We start from the raw sequence: 16,947 nt of genomic DNA, 5'->3' as shown, positions 1-16,947 counted from the left end.
AGAGGATCTCGTCCGAGATCCTTGTCCTAGGCTCGGGGGGCAATGTAATCTCCCGTGTTCATGCTGAAGAGGAATTCGTCGCCGTAGTCGATGAAGGACGAGGTCCTGTTCTCCTCGGCGTACAGCCTGCGCAGCTCGTCCATGCCGACCGGCGTGGGTGGCCCCAGCTTCACGAGATCTCCGGCCTTCTTGAGGAACGTGTCGCCGTTCTTGTGAACGGCTTCGGCGCTCGAACACCGCACCACGTATCCCAGGCGGGTCGGGAGCAGCTCGGCGCCCAAAGCCGAGGGTCGGATCTCGTGCGTGTACAGGCGGTTGGTGGAGAGCGGCACGAAGAACACCGAGCCGGGATAGAGAGTCACGGTGAACTGCTGCGGGAGCACTCCCCCGTCACGTTCTCCCGCCGGCTCCTTCAGGCGAAAGTGGAGCTTGGTGAGCCCACTGACACCCTTCACCCCGTAGTCGAACGCGTCTTCCGCCAGGGGCTGCAGCTCGTCGAGCCCGTCATAGAAGGTGCAGAAGGCCATGATGCCGTTGACGGGCATGTCCTTGGTCTTGTCGGCGTGGGCCGAGATCTTGGCCTTGGACTGCTTGCGCTCCGCCGTGGCGAGGGTGTTGTGGTAGATCTGGGCGAGCACGTGATTGAGCTGTGCCTGGTTCCGGAAGACGACCCCGGCCTCGCGATTCAGGGCCTCGACAATCTGTGTGTCGGTCGGGCGAAAGCTCTCGGTCGGCCCCGAGAGATTCGTGGAGCACCGGAGCAGGCGGAAATGCAGTTCGTCACCGTTTCGCGTGACGGGCGTCAGATAGATTCCGCTGCGATGAGCTGTTCCCGGCTTGGTGGACTCCGTCAGGGACTGGAACTCGTGCTCCGCGCGGATCCGTCCGAAGTGATCGGCACCGAGGTCGAAGAACCGGCGGTAGTACACCCCGACCCCGTGTACGCGGGTGGGGACTCGGCCGAGATCGACGAGGGCCCAAGGCTTGTCGACGGCCTCATGGTAACCGTATGAGCGGTCGCGGACGACGAAAACCCGTGAAGCCGCATCCAGTTGGCGGCTGCTGATCCCGGATATGTCACCACACAGGTAGACGGTCTTCTGCGTGAGGTCGGGCGCCCCTGAAGCAAGGCACTCCGGCGTGATGACGGACCCGAAGAAGTCTCTGATCACGGAATCGTCGTGCAACGTCGAAGGCGCGACCAATATGTTGCTCGCGTCCTCGATGCAGGCTTCTGTCAACTCTGTTGCGCGCATCAAGCGGTACCTGCCGTTCGCAGAACGTGGTGGATTACTCGTGCGAGTGGATGTCACGGTCGAGCCGACCCGGGTCGGCGGGTGTCACTTCTCGGTCGCGCCGGGTTCCCCACTGATGGATTCCTGGTAGACGTCCGCGTAGGTGCGTGAGTCCTTGACCAGATCGTCGCAGAAAGCAGCGACGTCCGGGCCGATGAACTCCAGGACCCCCCTACCACCGGCGACGCCCTCCTCGAAGAAGTCGACGATCCCGGGGAGCAGGGGCCCGTCAGGCAGGTCGACCGGTCCGACCTTGAACAGGTACTTCTGCATCTCCTTGTAGACGATCTGGTAGTCCGGCGGGAGCGCCTTGACCCGAGCCGCGTGCGCCCGCCACTGCTTCTTGCCCTCGATGATGTCCTGGATGCCCACGTCAGCCTCCCAGCCGGCTCAGTTTCCTCGCGACGTTCCTGTTCAACCGCTCGCGCCACCGGTCGCGATAGGTTCGAGCCCCTTCTCCACCGACCAGCGCGGCGCAGAAGCCTCGGATGTCGTCACCGAGCACCTCGTGGACGCTCTGCCCGTCCGCCGCTGTTTCTTCGAGCAGCCCCAAGGCGGCGTCGAGGATCGGCATCAGGTTGCGGCCGGTGAAATCCCCGTGGGGAAAGAGGTCGCACTTGATCTGTTCCCACGCCGTCCGGTAGTCGTCCGGCAGGGCCTCGGCCCGTGCTTCGAACACCCGCCATTCCCTCGTGAGATCGCTGCCTGTGACGGTCTCCCAGAAGTTCATCTCCCGCCCTCCTTGAGCCTGTCGATGCGCGATGAGACGTACTGCCACTTCACCCAGAACCTCGCGAGTTCCTCGCGTCCGGCGTCGTTGAGCACGTAGAACTTGCGCGGCGGACCGACCCCCGACGGCCGTTTCGTCACCTGGACGAGCCCGTTCCTCTCCAGTCGCAGCAGGATGGTGTACACCGTCCCCTCGACGACGTCGGCGAATCCGAGCTCGTTCAACTGACGGGTGATGGCGTACCCGTAGGTTTCCTCGCCGCCGATGATCTCGAGCACGCACCCTTCGAGCGTGCCCTTGAGCATCTCCGTCAGTCCGTCCATCGCGACTCCTCCTCGACACCCTCGGTACTATGTACTACCGAGTACCACTATACGGTATCACCGAGTAGCGGAGGGGTGTGTACGCCTCACACACACTCCCCTGTGTGACAGGGACGGGACGGGGGCTAGCGTGGCGTCCTCGTACGTCATGGAGGAGGGGTTCGGTGCTCGTCATGCCCGGTCGGCGCACGTCGACGATGGAACTGTTGGCCGCTGAGGCGACGGGTCGGGGGATGGTGGTCCAGTCGGCGGAGGAGGTCGGCGCGGTGGCGGGACCGGCGTACTGGTACGGCGGTCCGGTGGCGGGCGCGCGGTTGGCCGGACGCCTGGGGTTCGCGTTGCTGGAACCGGCGGACGATTGGCTCGCCGAGCTGCCGGAGGAGTTCGCCGGGCGGGAGGTCCGCGCGGCGACGCTCGCGGATGCGTGGGCGATCGAGCGCCCGACGTTCGTCAAGCCGCCGCGGGACAAGTCCTTCCCGGCGGACGTCTACGCCGACGGCTCCCGGCTGCCCGCCGATCTGGACCCGGCGACGCCGGTGCTGCTCTCCGATGTGGTGACGTTCGCCGCCGAGTACCGACTGTTCCTGCTCGACGGGCGGATCGCCGCGGGCAGTCGGTATGCGGTGTTCGGCCGGCTGGACCCACTCCCCCTCGACGAGCACGGGGCCATCGCCGCGGAGATCACCGAGTTCACCGACCGCCTGGTCGCCGAGGTCGGGCCCGCCCTGCCGAGCGCGGTCGTCGTGGACATCGGACAACTGGTCGACCCGTACCGACCGGGCCATCGGTGGGCCGTGGTGGAGGCCAACATGGCCTGGTTCTCCCACGCGTACGCTGCCGACCCGGCACGGGTGCTGGACGTGGTGCTGCGGGCGGCGGGGCCACGCGAGCGGGTACGGCCGGGGGATCTGCCCTTCGTACGGCACTGAGCGCCGCAGGAGTGACGCGCACCGCTGTCCGGCTCGGGTCACCAGGGGCACCGGGACTCCCGGCGGGCTCGTGCGGCGCACGTTTGCTCGTGAGGCGTGGTGGAAGGGTTGAAACCGACGACCGGTCGGCAGCGTCGCCGTCTGGGCGGCCGGACCTCCTCGACGCCATGAATCGAACGGAGCCCACCGTTGCGCTTGTACGCCCAGACACCCGCACGTCGGAATCGCCAGGTGCTCGTGGACCTCATCGCCGTGGCCCTGATCGCCGCCGCGGTGTGGGCAGCGCTCGTCGTCCGCGAGACGATCATGCTGCTGGCCGCGCCGGGCCGCAAGGTCGAGAGTTCCGGCGACAGTCTGGCCGAGGGGCTCGGCAACGCGGGAGACGCGGCGTCGGGCGTACCGCTCATCGGCGGCGTCCTCAAGAAGCCGCTCCAAGCCGCGGCCGACGCCGGCTCCGGCTTCGCCGACGCGGGAGTGTCGCTCCAGGAGACCGTCAGCCAGGTCGCCGACGTGATCACGACGGCGCTCATCGTCATTCCGGTGTTCGTCGTCCTGCTGCTGTGGCTCCCGCCGCGCCTGCTCTGGATGCGACGCAGCAGCACCCTGCGCCGCCTCGCCGAGGCTCCCGGAGGCGCCGACCTGCTCGCCTTGCGCGCCCTCACCGGCCCTCCTGGGGCACTCGCCACGTTGCCGGTCCCACCGGGCGGATGGGCCGACGCGTGGCGTCAGGGGGACGAACAGGCCATCACCGACCTCAACACGATCGCCCTCAAGCACATCGGGCTCCGGCCTTGAGCAGTCGCTGTCTTCAGGGCAGCAGGAGGCGTCGATCAGAGCCGATCAGAGTCTGTTGCCACTCCGCCCGCCACAGCGGTAGGCCATCATGGTGACGTGGACAGCACAGACCCGTCCGGAGCACCAGTCGTACCCGGTACCGCGCCCGAGGGCCTGGGCGTGGCCGTCGACACCCTTGCCCGGTTCATTCACCGCGCGCCACTCACCGAGGCCATCGCGGCACTTGAGCACAGCCTCGACGGTGCCGACGCGGCGCAGGCCGTCCTCACCGCCGACAGCGGCGGAGTGGACGCCGGTCTCCTCGCCTCCGCGCTCACCGTGCGGGAGAGTCTCGGCAGGATCAACGACCTCATCCACGCCTCGGGGATCCTGCTCGCCCTGCCGCACGTTCTGGAGGACGACGAGACGATCTCACGGCGCCCGTCCCTCGGTGCCGGCAACGACCCCAGCCGCCCGTACGACCTGGAGACGAACCGGCGCGTAGCGGAGTTCAAGCTGGCCCGCTGGCGTGGTGCCGACGCGATGCGCAAGCGCCAGGTCTTCAAGGACCTCACCATGCTGGCCGCCGACCGGTCCGGACGGTGCGCCGATCTCTTCGTCATCGGCCCCGAACCCGCCCGCTTCCTGCGTACGAGTGCCGCCACCGCAGCGTGGGCACTGGACCGATCGCCCGGCGCGCTGCGCACCTTCGAATCGGCCTTCGGCTCACCCACCATGCCGATACGCGAGTTCACCGCCACCCATGCCGCACACGTCCGCATCACCGACCTCTGCGACATCCTTCCCGACTCCGTCACCCGCCTGCTGCGTTGAGCCCCCGCGTGCACAGGTCCACTGCGGTGGTCACGGACGCTTCGCCGGAACGGGCTGGAGCACCGGCCAGCGAGCAACCATCCGTTGACGCAGAGCCGTGCTGAGGCTGCTGATGCCGCTGAGCGAGGTGTGGCCAGCCGACATCCGTGCGACGACGCCGAGCCGGTGGACAAGTCGTTGCCGGGCGGTCGCCGTGCCCCACTTCCAGTCCTGGTACGGAATCCGGGCCAGGTGATCGACGCTTTCGCGCCGTGCCCGCTCAACCAGCGCGTCGCCGCGGATCAGCCAGCCGACACACGCGTCAGCGAGCCCGTCTCGGGCTTCGGAACCCGTCAGGGCGCGCCACTCGTTGCGGTACGCGCTCTCCGCCCGTAGCAGCAGCGGCTCCGATGCCGACGTGACACACCAACAGGTCGGAAACCCGATGCGCAGGTAGGCGAGCTCCATCAATCCGCTGCCCAGTGACGCCTGCTCGAAGTCGATGAATCTGATCCCCGTGGGGGTGTGGAGATCGTTTCCGGGGCAGGGGTCTCCATGGAGAAGGGCGTCGCCGGGCGCCTGGTCGAGCCGGTCCACGAGGTCCTTGAGTTCGCCGGGCACGCCCGCGGCGACACGTACCTCCAGAGCCTCTGCCAGCCGCAGGAAGGACTCGGTGTCGGCCTGGTTCGGGCCCTGCCACCGGGGAAGCACCCCCGCGTCCTCCGGGCGGCCGGTGGCATGTACGCGTGCCAAGGCGGCCGCGTACTCGACGATCCAGTCGTCGGCCGGGCGTCGGTGTTCCAGATGCTCGAGCACCAGGACCCGCTTGCCGGGATCGGTGGCCAGTAACGCGGGAACCACGGGCGTCTCAGCTCGGGCGGCGAGCTTCAGGGCGGTCACCTCACGGGCGTATCGCTCGTCGGCATCGGGACCGTCGACGATCTGCTTCACCACCGCCGTCGCCTCTGGCAACGCAACGCGCCACACGCGCGAACGAGGGCTGCTGCCCAGTCTGCGAGGGCGCCTGGGCGATCCCAGCTCGGCCCTGAGTTCGTCCCCGAACGGCAGTCGCGACCACATGCGCCCATCCTTCCACGCCGCCGAACGAGCGTGCGGCCGCTGTGCGCGACCAGGCCCGTGAGCCTGTTTCTGCGCTGGGCGCATGCATGGGCCGCGCCATCGCGCTGTGCGCTCGCCGGATCAAGTGAATGCGGGCGGGTGCGTGTTGGTCCGGTCATGCCATCGGGCACCTTCCGGTCAGCGGACCTCACCGTCGAGAAGGACACGCATGACGAGCCAGGTCACCGAAGTCGAACTGGAAGGCCTTCTCCGCAAGGCGCTGCACTCCACGGGCCAGGGCGAGCGTTGGGCGGCCGACGCGGACGAGATGTGGTGCCGTGTCGCGCCCGGGTCCGGAACGCGGCGCGAGCAAGGGTGGAAGCTGCATCTCTCGGCGACCGTCGCCTCCGCGGCGGCTGTCCTCGAGAAGGCCCTGGAGGTGCTGCTTCGGGAGGAGTCGGCGTTCAAGTTCGCCCGGTCGCTGGACCAGGTGAGTGCGCTCAACTCCCGTGCCACGCCCCGGGGAAGCTCGGGCAAGTTCATCACCGTCTATCCGCGTTCCGACGACGAAGCGGCCCGGCTCGCCCAGGAGCTGCACAGGGCCACGGCGGGGCTGACCGGCCCTCGGATCCTGTCCGACCAGCCGTACGCCCCGCACTCGCTGGTGCACTATCGATACGGCTCGTTCGTCGGCCGGAGGCGGCTGTCGGACGACGGTCTGCTGGTGTGGTTCATCGTGGACCCTGACGGCAATCCCGTGGAGGACAAGCGCACCGGCCAGTATTCCCCGCCCCCTTGGGCGGTCTCCCCTTTCCCCGCCACGGTGCCCGTCGTGCCGCGCGCGGCGGACACAGCGGAGGGGCCGGTTGCTCCGGTACTGCTCGGTGGTCGTTTCGCGGTACGGGAGGCGATCCGGCACACGAACAAGGGCGGCGTCTACCGGGGCAGCGACGTCCGTACGGGTGCCCTCGTGGTGATCAAGGAGGCCAGGCCTCACGTGGAGGCCGACGCCTCCGGGTGCGACGTCCGCGACTGGCTGCGCGCCGAGGCCAGGACGTTGGAAAAGCTCAAGGGCACGGGGCTGGTTCCTGAACCGCTGGCGTTGATCGAGCACGGCGGGCACCTCTTCCTGGCCCAGGACGAAGTGCCGGGCATCACCCTGCGTACGTGGGTGGCCGAGCACTTCCGCGATGTCGGAGCGGAACGCTACCGCGCCGACGCGCTGGCGCAGGTCGGACGCCTGGTGGACCTGGTCGCGGCGGCACACGCCCGAGGCTGCGTCCTGCGGGACTTCACACCCGGCAACGTCATGGTCCGCCCGGACGGTGAGCTGCGCCTCATCGACCTCGAACTCGCTGTCCTGGAAGACGAGGCCGCACTGCCGACCCGCGTGGGAACTCCTGGCTTCAGCGCCCCCGAACGTCTGGCCGACGCAATGGTCAGCCCGACGGGCGACTACTACAGCCTCGGCGCCACCGCGTGCTTCGTGCTGGCCGGGAAGGTGCCGAACCTGCTGCCCGAGGAGCCTGCCACCAGGGCCCCGGAGCAGCGGCTCGCCGCATGGCTCACCGCCTGCACAGGGCCGCTTCGACTGCCGGACGGCCTCACGGAGATGATCCTCGGGTTGATGAAGGACGACCCCGCCGAGCGGTGGGACCCGACCCGGGCGCGCGAGGCTCTCCGGAGGGCGGATCCGGTACGGCCACGGGACCACGCCGCCCCACGCACGGCGCGGAGCGACAGCCGCCATGACGACCGGAACAACTGCCGGACTCCGAGCGGGCCGCACGACGCTCTGGCCGGGATCGTGGACCATCTCATCCATTCGATGACTCCGGCGGACGAGCGCCGACTGTGGCCCGTGTCCACCATGGCCGGCGAGGCCGACCCCTGCACCGTGCAGCAGGGCGCGGCCGGTGTCCTGGCCGTGCTGACGCGCTACTGGGAACTCACGGGTGACGACCGCCTGCCCGAGCTGATCTCCACCGCCGGCCACTGGATCGCGGGCCGCACCGATGTCCGCTCCACACGCCCCGGCCTGCACTTCGGCGGACGCGGAACCGCCTGGGCGCTGTACGACGCCGGGCGCGCCGTGGACGACCAGAGACTCGTGGACCACGCGTTGGCTCTGGCACTGGCTCCGCAACAGGCGGCACCCCACCACGACATCACCCACGGCAGCGCGGGCAGCGGGCTGGCCGCGGTCCACCTGTGGCACCGCACCGGTGATCCGCGCTTCGCCGAACTGGCCGTCGACGCGGCCGACCGGCTCGCCGCCGCGGCGCGGCGTGATCCGTCCGGAGTGGGCTGGCCGGTTCCCGCGGAAGCCGTCTCCTCCGAGGGCGGCAAACGCTACCTCGGCTTCGCCCACGGAACGGCCGGCATCGGCTGCTTCCTCCTCGCCGCCGCGTCCGTCTCACAGCGCCCGGAGCACCTGGACCTCGCGGTGGAGGCCGGCGAGCATCTGCTGGCCGGAGCCGTACGCACCGGCGAAGCGGCCCAATGGCCCGCACAGGCAGGGGACCTGCCCACGGCCCCGTACTGGTGCCACGGCGCGGCGGGCATCGGCACCTTCCTCGTCCGGCTGTGGCAGGCCACCGGGGACGACAGGTTCGGCGACCTCGCCCGCCGCAGTACGCACGCCGTCACCGAGCGCGCCTCCCGCGCCGCCCTTTCCCAGTGCCACGGCCTGGCGGGCAACGGTGACTTCCTCCTCGACATGGCCGCCGCCACGGGTGACCCCGTCTACCGCACGATGGCCGAGGACCTGGCCCGTCTCATCCTCAGCGAGAGGGCCCACCGCCATGCCCAGGTGGTCTTCCCCAACGAGTACGGGGACGTCTCGACCAGCTGGAGCGACGGATCCGCCGGAATCCTGGCCTTCCTCCTGCGGACCCGTCACGCCGACCCCCGGCACTGGATGGTCCGGCTGCCGGTCTGAGCGGCAGGAAGTCTGCCGCAAGTCTCAGAACGAAGGAGAGAACCATGGAGAACAACGACCTCGAACTGCTGGCCCGGCTCCACGCCCTTCCGGAGACCGACCCCGTCGGCGTCGACGGAGCGCCGTTCGCCGCGACGTGTGAGTGCGTCGGTCTGCTGACCCTCCTCAACACGGTCTGCATCGGCATCAGCTGCGCGTAGGCAAGACACCGTCATCCGGCCGGCGACCACCCGGGAAGCCGCCGGCCGGATGTGCTGCCGGAACCAGCCGCCTCCTGCCGCGCGCCCCAGTGGCCGCGGAGGGCGTAACCGGAGATGAGGACCTCACCCCATGCAGCTACCCGCCGGTGACGAGGACCCGACCACGTACGCCATCAGCATGCGCGGTCTGGTCAAGAGCTACCCGGGCCCGCAGGGCACCACCGTCCACGCCGTACGCGGCGTGGACCTGGACGTGCCGCAACGCGCAACCTTCGCCTTCCTCGGGCCCAACGGCGCGGGGAAGTCCACCACCATCGCCGTGCTGTGTGCCCTGGCCCGCCCCACCGCCGGCCACGCCACCGTCGCCGGCGCCGACGTGCTCAGCCGGCCCCAGGAGGTACGGCGACGCGTCGGCGTGCTCTCCCAGCACAGCGCTCTGGATGCGGAACTGACAGCCGAACAGAACCTCCACATCCACGCACGCCTCTACGGACTCTCCCGCCGCCACGCCCGCTCACGCGCCGCGGAGGTACTCGAGACGGCCGGGCTGACGGACCGGCGGCGCTCCCCGGTACGCACCCTGTCAGGCGGCATGCGGCGCCGCCTGGAGATCGCCCGCGCCCTGCTGCACTCCCCGCGTGTGCTGTTCCTGGACGAGCCGACCACCGGACTCGACCCGCACGCCCGCGCCCAGGTCTGGGAGCACCTGCGTACGCTGCGCGACCGGGACGGCAGCACGCTCTTCGTCACCACCCACTACCTGGAGGAGGCGGAGAAGTGTGATCGCATCGCCATCATCGACCGCGGCCGTGTGGTGGCGCAGGGCACGCCCCTCGCGCTGAAGGCCGCGATCGGAGACGACCTGGTCGTACTGCGTACCGGCGACGACACGGGAGCGGAACGGGTCGTACGGGGCATCGTGCCGCCGGACCGCACCATCACCGCGGACGCCGGTGGGGTCTGTCTGCGGATGCCGGACGGCAGCACGTGGATTCCGCGCCTCTGCGCGGCACTGCAATGCCACGGCATCGCCGTACACGCCGCTTCCGCAGCTCCGCCCACGCTCGACGACGTCTTCTTCCATCACACCGGCCGCAGCCTCGACGCAACCACGTCAGAGAGCGGCGGCAGCCGATGACCGAACTCACGGTGAAGGCCCCGGGCACCTCTGGCGCCTCTGGCCCCTCTGGCGCCTCTGGCCCCTCTGGCGCCTCTGGCCCCTCTGGCGTCTCCCGCAACTCCGGCAGCTCCGGCCTCGACGGCAACGCCTGCAACTCCGGCACCGACCGCACCGGACGCGCGGCCCGTCTCCGGCGCGAACTGCGCGCGATCCACGCCCTGGTCCACCGCGACCTCCTGCGCCTCGCGGGCCAGCGCACCCACACCGCGCTGATGCTGCTTCACCCGATGCTCTACCTCCTCATCCTGGGAGGCGGACTGGCCGCCCTCATCCCCCGCTCCTCCCTGGGCACCGGCTACCAGACCTACCTCTTCCCCGGCATGCTGATGATGACCGTGCAGACTCCGGCCATCATGGTGGGCATCCGTCTGATCACCGACCGGCAGAGCGGCTACCTTCGGGAGCTCCTCATGGCCCCCGTCAGCCGTGCCACGCTCCTCCTGGGGCACTGCGCCGGCGGCACCATGACCGCCACGGCGCAGGGCGCCGTACTGCTCAGCCTCGCGGGCACGGTGGGCCTGCCCTACGACCCGCTCCTTCTGGTCCTGCTCCTGGCCGGCATGATCCTGGCGTCGTTCACGATCACCGCTCTGGCCCTGGCCCTGGCCGTATCCCTCCGCAGGGCGGAAACGTTCCACATCCTCCTCGGCCTGATCATGATGCCGCTGCTGTTCCTCTCCGGCGGCTTCTTCCCCCTGCACGCCCTGCCGGGCTGGGCCCACGCCCTCGCCCGCGCCAACCCGCTCGCCTACGCGGTGGACCTGCTCCGCCGCTGCGTCACCCACCGCGTACCCGACCAGCAAGCCATCGCCGGCATCGAATGGGCAGGCCGGCAGCCGCCTCTCCCTCTCGAAGCCGGCCTCCTCCTCGCCACTGGCATCGCCGCCCTGCTCTGGGCCGCACGACGCTTCAACCGGCCGGAGTGACACACCGTCAGGACGCGCCGACGTCGCTACGCGCCAGCGTGAACACCCCGAGGACGATCAGTGCGATCCCCGCGAGCTGGGGCAGCAGCCACCAGCCCGCCCGTACGTGCTCCTCGTACAGCAGGACGCCGAGGCTCAGGCTCACGGTGGCGTCACCGAGGGTCAGGGCGGGCTGCGAGGCGACGAGCGGACCGCCCTGCATGGCGTGTTCGAGCAGCAGGAGGGCCGCGATCCCCGCAGCGCAGAAGGCGTAGGTCTGCCAGGCCGTCAGGAAGGCGCCGATGCCGCCGTCGCCGAGGATGTGCATGGACGTCTTCATGAGGGCGGCGGTGAGCGCGTAACAGATCGCCGTCGCGGCGCCGAAACAGCCGGCCCTCGCGCGCCCGGGCGGTCTGCGCGATCCGATGGCGGCGAGGGCCACCACGGCGACGGCGCAGGTCACCAGGACCGGCACCCAACGGTCCAGTTCCACATGGGTGCGGTTGCCGGTGGGCGAGGCGGCCACGAGCGCCACCCCGAGTCCGGCCACGACCCCCGCCACCGCGGCCCAGAGCCGGCCGGGCAGTCGTTCGCGCGACAGCAGGGAGGCGATCAGCAGGGCGAGGGGAAGTTCCAGTACGAAAAGCGGCTGTACGAGGGCCAGCGGCCCGGTCGCGAGGGCCGCCGCCTGTCCGACCCCGGCGGCGATGACGGCGACGATGCCGGCCAGCCAAAGAGGGCGGTGCAGCAGGTCGATGATCAGTCCGGGCCGGAAGGAGTCGGACTGCGGGACGGTGAGCGCCGCACGCCGCTGGAGCACCGTGGCCAGCGCGTTGCTGAACGCGGCGAGCAGCGAGAAGAGGACCGGCAGGACGACGCCCATGGACCGATCCTCACCGGGGCGGCAGCCGTCCGAGGGGCGACACCGGCGGGTACCCGTACGGAGGACCCGGTCGGTCCAATGCCGCTCCCGAACGGCAGTCCGATCACCGCCGTCAGCGCCGTAGCCACCACCGGCGTGGGATGCCTACGGAGCCGCGATCGGGGAACTCTGCGGTGGCCGTGGCCGAAGAGGTACTGCGCGGTGCGGGCGATGCCTGCGAGAGTCAGCTGCGGCAATGGGTCGGTTCACGCGGGGGAGCCGCCGCGGAGGTGGCTATCCGGACCAGGAGCGTGTCCAGTTGCCGGGGCATGGAGAGGAACGGCGAGTGGCCGCTGGGCAGCCGGTGGACGGAACCGGCGCGCGTCGCGAGCTCGTGTTGCCGGGACGGTTCGAGCGCCCGGTCGCGTTCGCAGACGACGTGGCTGGAGGGCACGGTGCGCCAACCCGCGCTGGTCACCCGCTCCGTGAAGGACAGGACGGTCTGCGGGCGCAGCCGGGCCACGGCGCGTTCGGCGTCGGCGTCGGGCACGTCGTCGAAGAGGATCCGTCGGGCGTCCTCGTACGGCGGAGCGTGACCCGTGCCGTCGTCCGGTACGGGCGACCCGAGGAAGGTGAACATGCTCTCCCCCGCGTCCAGTTGGAAAGCGGCGAGATACACGGCCCGTACCACGTTCGGAGCGTCCGCGATGGCCTCCGTGGCGGGGACGCCGCCGTAGGAGTGGGCGATCACCGCGACCGGGCCGTCGATGCGCCGGAGGCTGTCCCGGATGGCCTCCGCGTCGTCCAGCAGCCCCATGGGGCGGGCGGGGTCGTGTGGGCCGGCCTGGGGTTGGGTTCTCGTGCTGGGTGCCGAGATCGTGGAACGGGTTGCAGCAGCCGGGGCTGCTGCCGCCGGGGCACAGCGCCTGGATGACGCCGGGCCGGACACCGAGCTGGTCGGCCGCACGCTGGCGCGCGTCATCCCCGCGGCTACGGCGCGCAGGGCCCAAGCGGCGTTCTCGTCGGTCAGCGATCGCTGTTCGCGTGGCACGGACAGCACGGTACGGCCCGGGTCTGACAAGGGGCCTGCTCCGGTTCACCGGCCGCCTGCCGGGGGCTACGGAGCAGGGGTGCCCCGGTCGGTGGCCGACCGGGGCACGAGAGCTGCCGGTGGTTCAGGCTGCGGGAGCCCTGAAGTGGCAGTTGGCGGAGACAGGCGTGTCGTTGGTCGTCTGGTCGGCCGTGCGTACCCGCCAGCCGTAGCTGTGCCCGGGGGTGAGGGCCGGCACGGTGAGAGAGACCGTGCCCTGTCCCTTGACCGTCGTGAGGCTTCTCGATCCCGGCGTGCCGAGCGTCAGGATCTGTGTCGAGGAGGTGTTGTCCCAGAGGGAGAACTCGGCCCAGACGTCCTTGGAGGGGTCGGGGTGCCGGACCTTCGCCGTGAGCGTGGGCGTGAGGCTGCCGGTCGTGCCGAAGTCGTTGCCGAACTCGTCGAGCGACACATGGCAGCCCTGGGAGAGCTCCCCCTCGGGACCCTGCAGCGCTGTCTTCTTGCCGGTCGGCGCGGTCATGCTTCCGGCGTAGGAGGCCACCTGGTCGTCCCGCATGGGGTAGGCGAAGGCCTCGACCCGCTGGACATGTCCCTTGAAGTGGGCGTTGTGAGCGCCGTTGACCAGGTCTCGGCCGACGACGAAGGACTTGGACGCGCTCCACCGGGCGGTGTGGGCACTCGTGGCCTTCTTGGAACCGTTGACGAAGAGGCTGATCGTTCCTGCGGCTGCGTCGTACACACCCGTGAGCCTGGTCCATTCGCCCTTGACGGCTCCGGGGGCGACGGCCTGATCGACGCTCCAGCCGTCGGCGTCCGCCCTGGGCATCCCGAACCGCCAGGAGGAGTCGGTCGCGTTGTACCAGAGGATCATCCCGCTGATCCGCTCCCCGTCCTGGGAGAGTACGGCCGAGGTAGCGGTCGTCAGGGGGTCCACCTTGATCCAGGCCGAGACCGTGAAGCTCTGGGCGGTGTTGACCGCGGGACCGCTCTGGGTGACGGTGTCGTCGCTCCCGTCCAGCAGCAGGGCTCCTCCGTGCTCCGCCGGAGCCCAGTCCGCTCCCCCGGTGCGCACACCGGTGTGGCCGCCGGATCCGCCGGACGTCGCGTCGGCGCTGCCGTCGAGCTTCCAGGACAGTGTCGGACCCCCCTGCGTGTATCCGTAGACGGGAGTGTGGTCCGAGTACGCCTCATCGCCGGCGACGCAGTTCTTGGCGGCCATCGTGCACTGCGGCTGGGCCGTGAGTCTGTAGTTCGTCCTGTCGCCGTACTCGGTCGCCGAGTCGCACCCGGTGAAGCCGCCGGTCGAGAACAGGTAGTCGATCTTGGACTCCGTGTCGTCGTACGACTCGTACCCGCCCGCGTCGGGGCCGTTGGGGTCGGCGAGCGTCTCGTTCGTCCGGTTGAACTTCGTGGTCTCGTTCGCGGCATCGCCCGGCAGATACGACCGCTGGTCGCACTCCGCCATGAGGCTGTACAGGGTCTGGATCCTGTCCCGGTTGCCGGTGTTGAAGTCACCGCCCAGAACCACCGACGGGAATTTCTTCACCACGTCCGCGGTGGTCGCTATCTGCTGGTCGTACAGTTCCTTGGCTTTGCCCTGGTCGAGCCGTCCCTCCTGCTCGTCCTTGTCGAAGTTGGAGATGTGCGTGGTGCAGAGGTGACTCTCCCAGCCGGCCACCTCGACACAGAGCACGGATCCGCTGTTCATCGACAGTCCGGCGTCGACAGGCGTGTGGAAGGCCTTCTCCGTCTTCCAGGTGATCTGTCCCTTGACCGCGATGGCGATGCTCAGAGTCCCCGTCAGGGCCGGACCACGGCAGTCCGAACCCTCCTGGTCGATGAGCTCGACCTCCGAACGCTCGGGCTCCTCGTACGGTTCGTCCGGCCGCGTGACGCCCGCCGAGGCGAAGGTCCAGTCATCGGGGAGCAGAGCCGCGAGTTCGTCGAGGTGGCTGGATCCGGCCGTATCGCCCGCCGTCGTACCGGCGCAGACCTCCTGCAGCATGACCGCGTTCAGATTGCGCTCGTTGATGAGCTTGGCGACGCCTTTCATCTTCTTCTCGGGACCGAGGTATTCGTAGATCGGATTCCCGGCGGGGTCCTTCTGCCCGGTGTTGGTCTTGCCGTTGCGCCATGGGCAGTAGCCGGGGGCGGAGGCGTACTCGCCGCCGGCCTCACCGCACATGTTCCAGGTCGCCGCGCGAACCGAGTCCCGGGTGTAGGCGTTCCCCGCCGCGTCACCGGGCGTCGTCGTGACAGCCGCCGCAGGCACGGCATGCGCGCCGAGGAGGGCGACCGCCACCAGGGCGGGTGCGACCCTGCGCAGCCACGTGGCCGCAGATCTTCTCATATCAACTCACTATCGAACATATGGGTGTCCGCACCCCCGTCCCCCCTCGGGACGCCCCTGGACTCTGCCAAACGAGGCCCGGCGTGATCAATCCCAGCCCTCCCGTCACACCTATGGTCCGACTGTCGGCCCGGTGGGCGTGAGGAACACTCGCCTGGGTGACTGCGGGGTGGGCGGGGGCCGGGTCATGATCATCGGTATGAGTGCCTCTGTGATCCGCCGCGCCTGCGTCGCGGCCCTGCTCGTCACCTCCGCCGTCGCCCCCGCCGTGGCCGCCGCACCCCAACCCGGCGCGTACGGACCGGAGTCGAAGCGTGCGGTGCAGGCCCGTCTGCTCGGCGAGAAGACCGTCCCGCACAAGCTCGACTTCCAGGGGACCACGGTCGGCGGCCTGTCCGGCATCGACCGCGACAGGTGCACCGGTGAGTACGTCCTCATCAGCGACGACCGTTCCTTCCTCCAGCCCGCGCGCTTCTACACCGCGAAGCTCGACATCGACGCCGCCGGCGTGCACGCGGTCGACTTCACCGCGACCCACCCCCTCCTCCAGCCGGACGGCTCGGTCTACCCGTCGCCCGCGCTCGGCGACGGCAAGGCGATCGATCCGGAGGAGATCCGCGTCGACCCGCGCGACTGCCGCTACTGGTGGGGGCAGGAGGGCGACCGGCCCGCCGTCGCCGGCCCGCCCGTGATCCAGCCGTCCATCGAGATCTCCGACCCCGACGGCGCCCACCACGGCCGTCTGCGGCTCCCGGAGAACTACACGATCACCCCGGAGCGCGGGCCGCGCCGGAACCAGGCCGTCGAGGCACTCACCTTCGGCGCCCGCGGCACCGTGGTGACCAGCGCGGTCGAGGGCCCGCTTCTTCAGGACGGCCCGGTGCCGGACCTGACGCACGGCGCGCTCGTCCGCGTCACGCGGCAGACCCGCGGCGGCCGGGTGCTCGGACAGTTCGCGTACCCCATCGAGAAGATCTTCGCCGAGTCCGACCCGACCAGCCCGTGGGGCCCCGACACCGGCGTGCCCTCTCTCCTCGCCTTCCCCGACGACCCCGAGCGCTACCTCGTGCTCGAACGCACCTGGGTCGCCGGCTCCGGGTACAAGATCCGCCTGTACGACACCACCACGCGGGGCGCCACCGACGTACGGGCCGTGGATTCCCTGGCCGGACAGCCCGTCGTGCCCATGCGGAAGAGGCTCGTCGCCGACTTCCACACGCTCGGCCTGTCCACCGTCGACAACACCGAAGGCATGACCTGGGGCCCCACCCTGCCGTCCGGCGAGCGATCCCTGATCCTCGTCAGCGACGACAACTTCGACAAGGACGCGGTCACGCAGTTCGTCGCACTCGCGCTGCGCTGAGCCCTGAGCCACCTCGCCGGGAAAGACGGCAGTTCTCCGGGCGGCCGCCTTACGGGCGACCTCCCGGAGGATCAGGCCGGGCGCGGGAGATACGCCAGGCCATGCGCGCCCGGCTCCCCGAACGTGGCGATTGCCGGCCGGGCCGGGCGAGCCGGCGTCTCCGGGCCGACGA

General features: G+C 69.9%; 16 protein-coding genes. 8 read left to right on the top strand and 8 right to left on the bottom strand.

The window, feature by feature from the left end:
• Positions 1-26: 26 nt before the first annotated feature.
• From N5875_RS37175 to N5875_RS37160, 4 genes are all read right to left on the bottom strand, one after another.
• Positions 27-1,256, bottom strand: a complete 1,230-nt coding sequence (locus N5875_RS37175) for a hypothetical protein (protein ID WP_338498783.1) — start codon at positions 1,254-1,256, stop codon at positions 27-29.
• 84 nt (positions 1,257-1,340) lie between these two features.
• A complete protein-coding gene (locus N5875_RS37170) occupies positions 1,341-1,667 on the bottom strand; it encodes a DUF1048 domain-containing protein (RefSeq protein WP_318211840.1) in 327 nt (108 codons plus the stop codon).
• Position 1,668: 1 nt separating this feature from the next.
• Positions 1,669-2,025 (bottom strand): DUF1048 domain-containing protein, encoded by a 357-nt coding sequence (locus N5875_RS37165; RefSeq protein ID WP_318211839.1) that lies wholly within the window; start codon positions 2,023-2,025, stop codon positions 1,669-1,671.
• Positions 2,022-2,348 carry a PadR family transcriptional regulator gene (locus N5875_RS37160; protein WP_318211838.1) on the bottom strand — a complete coding sequence of 109 codons (327 nt, stop codon included), beginning with the start codon at positions 2,346-2,348 and terminating at the stop codon, positions 2,022-2,024. The genes N5875_RS37165 and N5875_RS37160 overlap by 4 nt, the downstream gene beginning before the upstream one ends.
• Before the next feature lie 173 nt (positions 2,349-2,521).
• Between N5875_RS37160 and N5875_RS37155 the strand changes: the two genes are divergently transcribed.
• The 3 genes from N5875_RS37155 (at position 2,522) to N5875_RS37145 (ending at position 4,885) form a co-directional block, all read left to right on the top strand.
• On the top strand, positions 2,522-3,277 hold the full coding sequence (locus tag N5875_RS37155; protein WP_338499381.1) for an ATP-grasp domain-containing protein: 756 nt from the start codon (positions 2,522-2,524) through the stop codon (positions 3,275-3,277).
• A gap of 231 nt (positions 3,278-3,508) precedes the next feature.
• Positions 3,509-4,072: a hypothetical protein gene (locus N5875_RS37150; protein ID WP_338498777.1), complete on the top strand. Its 564-nt coding sequence runs from the start codon at positions 3,509-3,511 to the stop codon at positions 4,070-4,072.
• Between the two features lie 96 nt (positions 4,073-4,168).
• Entirely contained in the window at positions 4,169-4,885 is a 717-nt protein-coding gene (locus tag N5875_RS37145; protein WP_338498775.1) for a PE-PGRS family protein, read from the top strand.
• Between the two features lie 30 nt (positions 4,886-4,915).
• On the opposite strand, the gene N5875_RS37140 is transcribed toward N5875_RS37145, so the two are convergent.
• Positions 4,916-5,944, bottom strand: a complete 1,029-nt coding sequence (locus N5875_RS37140; RefSeq protein WP_338498773.1) for an aminoglycoside phosphotransferase family protein — start codon at positions 5,942-5,944, stop codon at positions 4,916-4,918.
• 208 nt (positions 5,945-6,152) lie between these two features.
• On the opposite strand from N5875_RS37140, the gene lanL reads away from it, so the two are divergent.
• The 4 genes from lanL to N5875_RS37120 all read left to right on the top strand — a co-directional run bounded on the left by lanL (position 6,153) and on the right by N5875_RS37120 (position 11,170).
• Positions 6,153-8,864 (top strand): class IV lanthionine synthetase LanL, encoded by a 2,712-nt coding sequence (gene lanL / locus N5875_RS37135; RefSeq protein ID WP_338498771.1) that lies wholly within the window; start codon positions 6,153-6,155, stop codon positions 8,862-8,864.
• 44 nt (positions 8,865-8,908) lie between these two features.
• Complete coding sequence (locus tag N5875_RS37130) at positions 8,909-9,064, top strand: VenA family class IV lanthipeptide (protein ID WP_318211833.1); 156 nt, start codon at positions 8,909-8,911, stop codon at positions 9,062-9,064.
• Between the two features lie 130 nt (positions 9,065-9,194).
• The gene (locus N5875_RS37125; RefSeq protein WP_338498769.1) at positions 9,195-10,202 is read left to right on the top strand and encodes an ATP-binding cassette domain-containing protein; all 1,008 of its coding nucleotides are present in this window, start codon (positions 9,195-9,197) and stop codon (positions 10,200-10,202) included.
• Positions 10,199-11,170, top strand: a complete 972-nt coding sequence (locus N5875_RS37120) for an ABC transporter permease (RefSeq protein WP_338498766.1) — start codon at positions 10,199-10,201, stop codon at positions 11,168-11,170. Before N5875_RS37125 ends, N5875_RS37120 begins: the two co-directional genes overlap by 4 nt.
• Before the next feature lie 7 nt (positions 11,171-11,177).
• Here N5875_RS37120 and N5875_RS37115 read toward each other — a convergent pair whose 3' ends face one another.
• From N5875_RS37115 to N5875_RS37105, 3 genes are all read right to left on the bottom strand, one after another.
• Complete coding sequence (locus N5875_RS37115) at positions 11,178-12,032, bottom strand: DMT family transporter (RefSeq protein ID WP_338498765.1); 855 nt, start codon at positions 12,030-12,032, stop codon at positions 11,178-11,180.
• 223 nt (positions 12,033-12,255) lie between these two features.
• On the bottom strand, positions 12,256-12,993 hold the full coding sequence (locus N5875_RS37110; protein WP_338499379.1) for an alpha/beta hydrolase: 738 nt from the start codon (positions 12,991-12,993) through the stop codon (positions 12,256-12,258).
• Positions 12,994-13,186: 193 nt separating this feature from the next.
• On the bottom strand, positions 13,187-15,412 hold the full coding sequence (locus tag N5875_RS37105; RefSeq protein ID WP_338498764.1) for a LamG-like jellyroll fold domain-containing protein: 2,226 nt from the start codon (positions 15,410-15,412) through the stop codon (positions 13,187-13,189).
• 199 nt (positions 15,413-15,611) lie between these two features.
• On the opposite strand from N5875_RS37105, the gene N5875_RS37100 reads away from it, so the two are divergent.
• Positions 15,612-16,775, top strand: coding sequence for an esterase-like activity of phytase family protein (locus tag N5875_RS37100; RefSeq protein WP_318211826.1), 1,164 nt, complete (start codon positions 15,612-15,614; stop codon positions 16,773-16,775).
• The last annotated feature ends 172 nt before the right edge of the window (positions 16,776-16,947 follow it).

Source organism: Streptomyces sp. SJL17-4, from assembly GCF_036826855.1.
Lineage (GTDB): Bacteria > Actinomycetota > Actinomycetes > Streptomycetales > Streptomycetaceae > Streptomyces.
The sequence above is the reverse complement of the archived record's forward strand: the minus strand, read 5'-3'. Positions and strand labels throughout refer to the sequence as shown.

Coding starts and splice junctions, on each gene's coding strand:
- N5875_RS37175 (WP_338498783.1), bottom strand. CDS start 1,256: ATGCGCGCAACAGAGTTGACAGAAGCCTGCATCGAGGACGCGAGCAAC.
- N5875_RS37165 (WP_318211839.1), bottom strand. CDS start 2,025: ATGAACTTCTGGGAGACCGTCACAGGCAGCGATCTCACGAGGGAATGG.
- N5875_RS37160 (WP_318211838.1), bottom strand. CDS start 2,348: ATGGACGGACTGACGGAGATGCTCAAGGGCACGCTCGAAGGGTGCGTG.
- N5875_RS37155 (WP_338499381.1), top strand. CDS start 2,522: ATGCCCGGTCGGCGCACGTCGACGATGGAACTGTTGGCCGCTGAGGCG.
- N5875_RS37140 (WP_338498773.1), bottom strand. CDS start 5,944: ATGTGGTCGCGACTGCCGTTCGGGGACGAACTCAGGGCCGAGCTGGGA.
- lanL (WP_338498771.1), top strand. CDS start 6,153: ATGACGAGCCAGGTCACCGAAGTCGAACTGGAAGGCCTTCTCCGCAAG.
- N5875_RS37130 (WP_318211833.1), top strand. CDS start 8,909: ATGGAGAACAACGACCTCGAACTGCTGGCCCGGCTCCACGCCCTTCCG.
- N5875_RS37125 (WP_338498769.1), top strand. CDS start 9,195: ATGCAGCTACCCGCCGGTGACGAGGACCCGACCACGTACGCCATCAGC.
- N5875_RS37120 (WP_338498766.1), top strand. CDS start 10,199: ATGACCGAACTCACGGTGAAGGCCCCGGGCACCTCTGGCGCCTCTGGC.
- N5875_RS37115 (WP_338498765.1), bottom strand. CDS start 12,032: ATGGGCGTCGTCCTGCCGGTCCTCTTCTCGCTGCTCGCCGCGTTCAGC.
- N5875_RS37110 (WP_338499379.1), bottom strand. CDS start 12,993: ATGACGCGCGCCAGCGTGCGGCCGACCAGCTCGGTGTCCGGCCCGGCG.
- N5875_RS37105 (WP_338498764.1), bottom strand. CDS start 15,412: ATGAGAAGATCTGCGGCCACGTGGCTGCGCAGGGTCGCACCCGCCCTG.
- N5875_RS37100 (WP_318211826.1), top strand. CDS start 15,612: ATGAGTGCCTCTGTGATCCGCCGCGCCTGCGTCGCGGCCCTGCTCGTC.